Source organism: Paenibacillus sp. 01L418 (assembly GCF_056400045.1).
In genome coordinates this window covers 1-4,921 of record NZ_JBFTSN010000451.1, presented here as the reverse complement: position 1 = coordinate 4,921, position 4,921 = coordinate 1, and the positions used below count along the sequence as shown (strand labels likewise).

General features: G+C 47.7%; 5 protein-coding genes and 1 pseudogene. All 6 read left to right on the top strand.

Annotated features, from left to right (window positions below; genetic code table 11):
- Positions 1 to 396, top strand: a pseudogene (locus tag AC1DSE_RS30090) (L-aspartate oxidase); the annotation flags it as partial.
- Entirely contained in the window at positions 389 to 1,273 is an 885-nt protein-coding gene (gene nadC / locus AC1DSE_RS30085; RefSeq protein WP_477528685.1) for a carboxylating nicotinate-nucleotide diphosphorylase, read from the top strand. The pseudogene AC1DSE_RS30090 and the gene nadC, both read left to right, overlap by 8 nt.
- Positions 1,270 to 2,043 (top strand): type III pantothenate kinase, encoded by a 774-nt coding sequence (locus AC1DSE_RS30080; protein WP_076271311.1) that lies wholly within the window; start codon positions 1,270 to 1,272, stop codon positions 2,041 to 2,043. The genes nadC and AC1DSE_RS30080 overlap by 4 nt, the downstream gene beginning before the upstream one ends.
- Complete coding sequence (gene hslO, locus AC1DSE_RS30075; RefSeq protein ID WP_477511771.1) at positions 2,043 to 2,951, top strand: Hsp33 family molecular chaperone HslO; 909 nt, start codon at positions 2,043 to 2,045, stop codon at positions 2,949 to 2,951. The genes AC1DSE_RS30080 and hslO overlap by 1 nt, the downstream gene beginning before the upstream one ends.
- Positions 2,952 to 2,968: 17 nt before the next feature.
- Positions 2,969 to 3,961: a peptidylprolyl isomerase gene (locus AC1DSE_RS30070; protein ID WP_477511772.1), complete on the top strand. Its 993-nt coding sequence runs from the start codon at positions 2,969 to 2,971 to the stop codon at positions 3,959 to 3,961.
- Between the two features lie 127 nt (positions 3,962 to 4,088).
- The coding region (gene cysK, locus AC1DSE_RS30065) for a cysteine synthase A (RefSeq protein ID WP_477528684.1) at positions 4,089 to 4,921 on the top strand (833 nt) is incomplete at its 3' end.

The window sequence follows — 4,921 nt, the reverse complement described above, 5'->3', positions numbered from 1 at the left end:
CTTCCGAGTCTTACGATTCAGCCTAATATTAGTAATGAGATAGAACGGAGCAGTACATCAATCCAAGCTGTCGTAGAAAGACGGCTTAAGCTGCAAAAGATTATGRTCCGTTACGCTGGCTTGCGCCGCGATGCAAGTGGTCTTATGAAGGGTCTTGAGGAATTGAAACGGCAGTTGCCTATCTATCAATCCGTTCTGACGGGGCGTGAGGAATACGAATTTGCTAATCTGCTCACCTGTGCCCTGCTGACTACGGAAGCTGCACTCTCTCGGGAGGAAAGCCGTGGAGCGCATTTCCGTGAGGATTTCCCGGTACGCGATGATGCAATGTGGAGAAAGCATACGGTGTTACACCGTCTATATGGATTGACGGAGGAGCGAATAGAGGATGTTTGAATGGATGGCAGGCGGTTATAATGCGGCAGTGCGTGAGCAAATTCGCGGATGGCTTGCAGAGGATATAGGCAGTGGGGATATTACGACCGAAACGACGATTCCAAGGGACTCGCGTTCCAAAGCCGTTATTCATGTGAAGGAAAGCGGTATAATTGCAGGGCTTCCGATTGCGAAGCTCGTATTTGAGGTTGTTGATTCGTCACTTGTCTTTGATTMCAAAGTACAGGATGGCGAGTATGTAAACAAGGGTACGATTATCGCCACCGTAGAGGGCAGTACGCATAGCCTATTAACCGGAGAGCGACTTGCGCTTAACTTAATGCAACGGCTGTCTGGCATTGCGACTAAGACACGTTCTTTCATCGATGCGCTTGAAGGATTGCCGGTTCGGCTTGTCGATACTCGCAAGACAACCCCAGGCCATCGGATGCTGGAGAAGTACGCAGTGCGTGTGGGGGGCGGCGCTAACCACCGATTTGGTTTATACGATGCAGTTATGATTAAAGATAACCATATTAAAGGCTCTGGCGGCATTCGTGCTGCGGTTGAAGCTGCGCGCAGTAAAATTCCACACACAATGAAGATTGAAGTAGAGACAGAATCGTTAGCGCAAGTGGACGAAGCACTTGCTTGTGGCGCAGACATTATTATGCTGGACAATATGTCTACAGATTTGATGAAGGAATGTGTAGCTCGAATTAAAGCAGCTTCTCCTCACGTTATCGTAGAAGCATCTGGCGGTGTCTCTTTAGAAACCGTTAAAGGTATCGCAGCTAGCGGCGTTGATGTCATTTCGGTAGGCGGATTGACTTATTCCTTCCATGCGCTCGATATTAGCTTGGATTTGAATGAGAAGAAGGGTGGGGAGTCGCTTTGATCCTCGTCATTGATGTTGGAAATACGAATATTGTGCTAGGTATCTATAAAGGAAAAGAACTTTTGCACCATTGGCGGCTGAGCACCAATCGTTCTGCTACAGTAGATGAATACGGCATTAACATTCATAATCTGTTTCATTATGCGGGCGTGAAGCTGGAACAAATGGAAGGCGTCATTATTTCATCGGTTGTTCCACCGTTGATGCGGACACTCGAGCAGCTTTGTCTCAAATATTTGCGTAAAGTTCCCCTAGTCGTAGGGCCTGGCGTCAAAACCGGATTAAACATCCGCTATGAGAATCCACGTGAGGTTGGGGCTGATCGGATCGTCAATTCGGTGGCGGGCATCGTAAAATACGGCTCACCGCTTATTGTTGTTGATTTCGGTACAGCAACGACCTTTGACTATATTGATGAAGGCGGCAATTACTTGGGCGGTGCCATTGTTCCGGGGATCGGCATTTCTACCGAAGCGCTTTATCAGCGCGCCGCTAAGCTGCCGCGTATTGAGCTTGTGAAGCCGAAAAGTGTCATTGGACGCAATCCTGTAACATCGATGCAGGCTGGCATTATTTTTGGATACGCAGGACAGGTTGACGGTATTGTTAAACGGATACGCACAGAATTTGGTGTCACACCACGTGTAATCGCAACCGGCGGCTTAGCTGAGTTAATCGCTGCTGAATCGGAAACGATAGAAGAGGTTGATCCGCTGCTCACACTTGAAGGATTGAGAATTATATATGAACGCAATCAGGAGGGATTTTGATGGAAAATCAGCTGAAGGACGTGCTGGTGCGAGGGACGGCATGGAATGGCAAGATTCGAGTGTTCGCGGCTCGCACGACTCAGCTTGTTGAAGAGCTTCGCCAAAGGCATGGTACATATCCAACGGCTACAGCAGCGTTAGGGCGTACATTAACAGCAGGTGCTATTATGGGCGCTATGCTGAAAGGGCAAGAAAAACTGACGATTCAAGTAAAGGGCGACGGTCCAATCGGCCAGATCGTTGTTGATGCCAATGCAGACGGAGAGGTTCGCGGATACGTTGATCATCCTGAAGTTCATTTGGCAAGCAACGCAATGGGTAAGCTTGACGTAGCCGGAGCTGTTGGACGCACTGGTTATCTTCATATTACAAAGGATTTAGGGATGAAGGAACCATACCGTGGCAGTATTCCGATTGTATCGGGTGAACTCGGCGAGGATTTCACATACTATTTCGCGGTGTCCGAACAGACGCCTTCGGCGGTTGGTCTTGGCGTCTTGGTGGGTACAGATAATTCGGTGCTGCATGCCGGCGGGTTTATCGTTCAGCTTATGCCTGGTTTGACGGACGATGAGATTACAAAACTGGAGCAAGCGGTTGGATCGATGCCGCCTGTAACGACTTTGCTTGATCAAGGAGAGTCACCGGAGGGGCTGCTGCGCCGGATTGTAGGCGAAGATGGCGACCTTCACATTCACGATACGATGGACTTGAAGTTTCAATGCTTCTGTTCCTCCGAGCGTGTAGAGCAGACACTTCTCAGTTTAGGTGAGCATGAGCTGCAACAAATTATTGATGAAGATGGAAAAGCGGAAGTCGTTTGCCAATTTTGCAACGAAGCGTATACATTTGAACGGGCTCAGCTAAAGCTGCTGCTTGAACAAGCGAAACCAAAGCCGATCCAATAATCGGAGGCATTAGGGCAATGAGGAAATACGAGGTGCTGAAGGCCGTTGTCATCCTTCAAGCCGTATGCATGGTGGTATTATCGGTAGTCGTCGTAATTAGAGTGTGGCCGGGTCATGATCGACAGCTGGATAATCAGCAGCCAACGAATGTCGGCAGTGGGGAAGAAACGGCTGAACCGAGCAAGCCAGGCCAAACACCAACGAATCAATCGGATGGTAGTCGTGTTATCGCTAAAGTGGGCAAGGAAAACATTACGCTTGCAGATTTGGAAGGTGAGCTTCATTCGCAATATGGAGCTGCCGTTCTGCGCACGTTAATGGTTCACAAAGCGATTGATTTAGAAGCTGCAGCCTCTGAGCTAAGCATACTTGCAGAAGAGCAAAGCCGTGAGCTTGATAAAATGATTGAAGGCTACGATAGTGAAGAACGTTTTTTTGAAGTCATGCAAGAGCAATTAGGCATGAGTCGGGAACAGGTGTTGGAGGACTTGCATTACCGCTTGCTTCTGGAGAAAATCGTCGTGCGAGGCATTCATGTTTCAGATGAAGAGGTTGAACTCTATATAACCGATCATCCTGAGGAATTTGATGAGAAAATGCAGCTGCATCTGCAATGGATTATAACGGAGACGATGAAGGAAGCTAAATCCGTGATGGGGCTTTTATCGGATGGCGAGGATTTTGCTGAGATGGCGCATTCCTATTCCATTGATTCTTTTACAGCAGATACAGGCGGCGATCTCGGCTTGATTGATAAAGATGACCCATTCTATAACCGCGAAATGATGGAAACAGCCAGTCGTTTGCGGGTAGCTGAAATTGCTGGTCCGATTAAGGTAGATGGGGGTTATGCGGTTATTCGTCTTATCGAGCGCCAAATGACAACGAATATGTCGGGCGGCAGGCTGCAAGATACCGTACGCAAGCAGCTGGCGCTTGAACGTGCAGACTCATTGACCAAAATTGAGGATAAGCTACTAGAGAAATATGATGCTGTGAAAACAGAATAGCTTTGCCCGGTGCTGCGTTTTCATTGGAGCGTTAAAGTCACTATTGACAACGGATGCAAGAGATTGTTAAGATGTAATTAGTGAAAATACCAACTGAATTAGTCGGAATAAGGAGGCAGTTATTTCCATGGCCAAAATTGTACAAAGTGTTCTAGATCTTATCGGTGACACTCCGCTTGTTCGTTTAAACCGTATCGTGCCTGAGGGCAGTGCAGAAGTTTATGTGAAACTTGAATATCAAAATCCAGGTGCAAGTGTAAAAGACCGTATTGCAATCAGTATGATTGAGGTAGCTGAGCAAGAGGGAATCATAAAACCAGGCGATACTATTATTGAGCCTACTAGTGGAAATACAGGAATTGGACTAGCACTTGTAGCAGCTGCAAAAGGCTATAAGGCTATTCTTGTTATGCCTGAAACGATGAGTATTGAGCGTCGCAACCTGCTTCGCGCTTACGGTGCAGAGCTAGTATTGACTCCAGGTTCTGAAGGTATGAATGGTGCTGTTCGCAAAGCGGAAGAACTAGCTGCTGAGAACACGAACTACTTCCTGCCGCAACAATTCAAAAACCAAGCAAACGTTAAGGTTCACCGCGAAACGACAGGTCCTGAGATCGTCGAAGCGATCAATTCCCTTGATGGTAAGCTTGATGCGTTCGTTGCCGGTATCGGAACTGGCGGAACGATTTCAGGTACTGGTGAAGTGCTTAAGAAAAACTTCGACGGTATTAAAATTTACGCGGTAGAGCCTGCTGCTTCACCGATCCTCTCTGGCGGCAAACCAGGTGCTCACAAAATTCAAGGTATTGGCGCAAACTTTGTTCCTGATATTTTGAACCGTGATATCTACGACGCTGTCATTACAATTGAGAACGAAGATGCGTTTGAATACGCTCGTCGTGCAGCGAAAGAAGAAGGCATTCTTTGCGGAATTTCCTCTGGCGCAGCGATCTATGCGGC